The sequence below is a fragment of the Actinotalea sp. C106 genome, assembly GCF_023630195.1.
Classification (GTDB): Bacteria; Actinomycetota; Actinomycetes; order Actinomycetales; family Cellulomonadaceae; genus Actinotalea.
The window spans coordinates 1-4,368 of the sequence record NZ_JALPKN010000261.1 but is presented as its reverse complement, the minus strand read 5'-3'; the positions used below and the strand labels follow the sequence as shown (position 1 = coordinate 4,368).

At 74.1% G+C, this 4,368-nt stretch carries 3 protein-coding genes and 1 pseudogene; 1 reads left to right on the top strand and 3 read right to left on the bottom strand.

Features of this window, described 5'->3' with window-relative positions:
• The 3 genes from L0B03_RS14425 to L0B03_RS14415 all read right to left on the bottom strand — a co-directional run.
• Window positions 1-594 (bottom strand): zinc-binding alcohol dehydrogenase family protein (locus L0B03_RS14425; RefSeq protein WP_374204964.1); only part of this gene is annotated, 594 nt, incomplete at its 3' end.
• Between the two features lie 160 nt (window positions 595-754).
• Window positions 755-1,978: a homoserine O-acetyltransferase gene (locus L0B03_RS14420; protein WP_374204963.1), complete on the bottom strand. Its 1,224-nt coding sequence runs from the start codon at window positions 1,976-1,978 to the stop codon at window positions 755-757.
• A 23-nt stretch (window positions 1,979-2,001) separates the two neighbouring features.
• Window positions 2,002-3,324, bottom strand: a complete 1,323-nt coding sequence (locus L0B03_RS14415; protein WP_250446981.1) for a bifunctional o-acetylhomoserine/o-acetylserine sulfhydrylase — start codon at window positions 3,322-3,324, stop codon at window positions 2,002-2,004.
• A 481-nt stretch (window positions 3,325-3,805) separates the two neighbouring features.
• On the opposite strand from L0B03_RS14415, the pseudogene L0B03_RS14410 reads away from it, so the two are divergent.
• Window positions 3,806-4,368 (top strand): annotated as a pseudogene (locus tag L0B03_RS14410) (glycoside hydrolase); the annotation flags it as partial.

The window sequence follows — 4,368 nt, the reverse complement described above, 5'->3', positions numbered from 1 at the left end:
GCCGAGCTCGAGGGCACGGGCACGCTTGGCGGGGTCACGGCTGGTGACGACCACCTCGAGCCCGGCCGCGGCCGCGAGGGCGGTGGCCGCGCTCGCGACACCGCCGCCAGCGCCTTGGACGAGCACGCGGTCCCCCGGGCCGAGGCCTGCGCTGGTGAAGAGCATCCGGTAGGCGGTCAACCAGGCGGTGGGCAGGCACGCGGCCTCGGCGAAGCTCAGCTCAGCGGGCTTGGGCACCAGGTTCCAGGTCGGCACGGCGACCTGCTCGGCCAGCGTGCCGGGGTAGGTCTCGGAGAGGATCGACGGGCGCTCCTGCGGCCCGACGCCGTGCCCGGTCCCCCCGACCACGCCGTGCACCACGACCTCCTGCCCGTCGGGCGTCACGCCCGCGGCGTCGCAGCCCAGCACCATCGGCAGCCGGTCCTGTGGCAGCCCCACCCCGCGCAGGGACCACAGGTCGTGGTGGTTGAGGCTCGCGGCCCGCACGTCGACCGTGGTCCAGTGCTCGCGCGGCTCGGGTCGGGGCACCTGGCGCACCTCGAGGCCCTCGAGCGGGTGCGCGGGGTCGGTGCGCGCGGCCACGACGGCGGTCATCGTGGCGCTGCCATCGGAACCGGTGTCCTCCGGTGCTCGACGTCGGTCGGTGTCCTCGTGCTCGGCGGCCATGGGGCCACCGTAGGCGCTCACGGCAGCGGGAGCACCCGACCGAGGTCCGGCAGTCGGTCCGACGTCCGGGCCGGACGGCACGCGCCCCTCAGCTCAGGAACCCGCTCACCAGGGAGCCGACCTGGTCGTGCTCGATGAGGAACCCGTCGTGGCCGAAGTCCGACCGGATCACGTGGTGCGCCGAGGCCGTGGGGAGGGCTGCTGTCATGCGCTCGGACTGCGAGGGCAGGTAGAGGCGGTCGGTGTCGACCGCGACCACGAGGGCCTCGGCCGTCACGCGGGACAGCGCGGCCTCGACCCCGCCGCGGCCCCGGCCGACGTCGTGCGAGCAGATCGCCTCGGTGAGGGCCAGGTAGGAGTTGGCGTCGAAGCGCCGGGCGAGCTTCCCCGCGTGGTGGTCGAGGTAGGACTGCACCGCGTACCGGCCGCCGCCCCCGAGCGGTTCCTCGCCGCCCTGGGCCAGCTGGCCGAAGCGCTCGTCGAGCTCGATGGCGCTGCGGTACGTGGTGTGCGCGATCTGCCGCGCGATGCCCAGGCCGACGTGCGGCCCCTGGCCGTCGCCGACGTCGTAGTAGTCGCCCCCGCGCCACGCGGCGTCCCCGCGGATGGCCTCGAGCTGGGCGTGGGCCCACGCGATCTGGTCCCCGGTGGACTGGGCGGTGGTCGCGATGGGCGCGATGCGGCGCACCCGCTCGGGGGCCATCACCCCCCACTCGAGCACCCGCATGCCGCCCATCGACGCGCCGATCACGAGCGCCCAGGACGGGATGCCGAGGGCGTCGGTCAGGGCGAGCTCGGCGCGCACCTGGTCCCTGACGCTCACGTAGGGGAACCGGCCGCCCCAGGGGCGACCGTCGGGTGCGGTGCTCGCGGGGCCCGTGGTGCCCTGGCAGCCGCCCAGCACGTTGGGGGCGACGACGAACCACCGGTCGGTGTCGATCGGACGCCCGGGGCCCACGAGGGTGTCCCACCAGCCTGCGGTGGCGTGCCCCGGTCCGGCAGGTCCGGCCAGGTGGGAGTCGCCGGTCAGCGCGTGCAGCACCAGCACGGCGTTGTCGCCGGTGGGGGACAGGGTGCCCCAGGTCTCGTAGGCCATCCGGACCGCGGGGAGGTGCCCGCCGGCCTCGAGGTCGAACGCCCCCAGGTCGGCGAAGTGCCGGTCCCCGACCGGGTCGCCCTCGCGCCATGCCCCGCTGGCCGGCACCGGGGCGCCGGTCGACCACGCCGCGGCGGGCCGGGACAGGCTCGTGGAGTCGGTGTGCACGGTGTGCCAACCTACGTCCCCGTCCCGCCCGGGGCGCGGCGTGTCCATGAGGAGGCGCGAGGGCGCGGTCATCAGGCCTCCTTGGCCGCTCGGAACCCGGCGTCGAGGTCGGCCAGGATGTCGTCGAGGTGCTCGATGCCCACCGCGAGCCGCACCAGCCCGGGGGTGATCCCCGAGGCCGCCTGCTCCTCGGGGGTGAGCTGGCTGTGCGTGGTCGACGCCGGGTGGATCACCAGCGAGCGCACGTCCCCGATGTTGGCGACGTTGGAGTGCAGCTCCAGGGCGTCCACGAAGGCCTGGCCCGCCTCGGCCCCGCCCGCGAGCTCGAAGGCCACGACGGCCCCGGCCCCGCGCGGGGCGTACTTGAGCGCGTTGGCGTGCCACGGGCTCGAGGGCAGCCCGGCGTAGTGCACCCGCTCGACGTCGTCCCGGGCCTCGAGCCACTCGGCCACGGACTGGGCGTTGGCGACGTGCCGCTCCATGCGCAGGGACAGGGTCTCGATCCCCTGGGCGATGAGGAAGGCGTTGAACGGGGAGATCGCCGATCCCAGGTCACGCAGCAGCTGCACCCGCGCCTTGAGCACGTAGGAGAGGTTGACGCCGAAGATCCCGTCGGCCCCCAGGTCCCGTCCGTAGACCAGGCCGTGGTAGCTCGGGTCGGGGGTGTTGAACCCGGGGAAGCGCTCGGGGTCGCGCGTGAAGTCGAAGGTGCCCGCGTCGACGATCACCCCGCCGATCGCCGTGCCGTGCCCTCCCAGGTACTTGGTCGCCGAGTGCACGACGACGTCGGCCCCGTGCTCGATCGGGCGGATGAGGAAGGGCGTGGCGACCGTGTTGTCGACCACGAGCGGGACGCCGACCTCGTGGGCGATGCCCGCGACCGTCTCGATGTCCAGCACGTCGGACTGCGGGTTGGGGATCGTCTCGCCGAAGAAGAGCTTGGTGTTGGGCTGCACCGCGTCCCGCCAGGCCTGGGGGTCGTGGGGGTCGGTCACGAAGGTGGTCGTGATGCCCAGGCGGGGCAGCGTGTAGTGCAGCAGGTTGTAGGTGCCGCCGTACAGGCTCGGGCTCGCGACGACGTGGTCCCCGGCCTGGGCGACGTTGAGGATCGCGAAGGTCTCGGCGGCCTGGCCCGAGGCCAGCAGCAGGGCGCCGACCCCGCCCTCGAGGGAGGCCAGACGATCCTCGACGGCCTGCTGGGTGGGGTTGCCGATGCGGGTGTAGATCGGCCCGAGGTCCTTGAGGGCGAAACGGTCGGCTGCGGCCGAGGCGTCGGGGAAGACGAACGAGGTGGTCTGGTAGATCGGCAGGGCGCGGGCGCCCGTCGTCTCGTCGGGGGTCTGGCCGGCGTGGATCTGGCGGGTCTCGAAGGACCACTGGGGTGCGGTGCTCATGCGGGGCTCCTGGGGTGACCGCGGGGTACCAGAGCCAGCGTGCTGACCCTGGCCGGACCGCGAGGGGTCGGGGACAGGTGTGCACGTGGGGTTCGGCGACCGTCAGCCCTGGTCCGCGACCTCGTCCGCAGCGATGCGGGAGGAGCGGGGCCCGGGTGCGGGCACACCACCGAACGTGCGCAGGGTCAGCGGCACATTCGGCAGGTCATGGCCAGGACAGTACGTCCCCGGAACGCTCCGGTGATACGGCCATCTCGGGATCTGGGACAGCGGCTGCGGCCGACCAGGGAGCGTTGGGCCGAACGGGTCACGTCGAGGTGAAATGTCCTGATGTGACGGGTGGGGTCGCTGTGAATCATGTGACTGCTGTTCCCTTGTGGGACAGGGGTGAGTAGCGTCGCCCGTGCCGTCCGGCGGAGCACGCGGGGGCAGGAGCACGCTGGGCCGCAGGCGCAGCGCAGGTCGAGAGGACACGACACAGGTGATCAGGGCCCGGTCCACGGGACGGCGCGTCGCGCTCGTCGCCGCAGTCGTCCTGGCCGGCGGGCTGGCCGTCACGCCGGCTGCGGCCGACCCTGGCGCCCCCTCCGAGGAGGACGTCCGCGACGCGCGCAGCGCCGTCGCCTCCACCGCCTCCGTGGTCGCGCAGATCGAGACCGAGCTCGCCACGCGGTCCGCCGACCTCGACTCCGCCTGGGCCGCGGTCTCCGACGCGGCGGAGAACTACACCGAGGCCACCGTCGAGCGGGACGCGGCGGCCCAGGAGGCCGTCGACGCCGCCGAACGCCACGCCGCCGCGCAGGAGGAGGTCGAGGCCGCCCGCGCCCACCTCGGCACCATCGCGATGCAGGCCTACCGGTCGGGCGGGTCGATGGACACCCTCGGCGCGATGCTCTCCTCGGACGGCATCGAGGACCTCCTCGCACGGACCTCGGCCCTCGACCGCCTGGGCGACCGCGCCGAGCGCGCCGTCCAGCAGTTCCAGGCCGCCGACCTCGTCTCCCAGACCCTCGCCACCCGCGCCGAGGACGCCGCCGAGCGGGC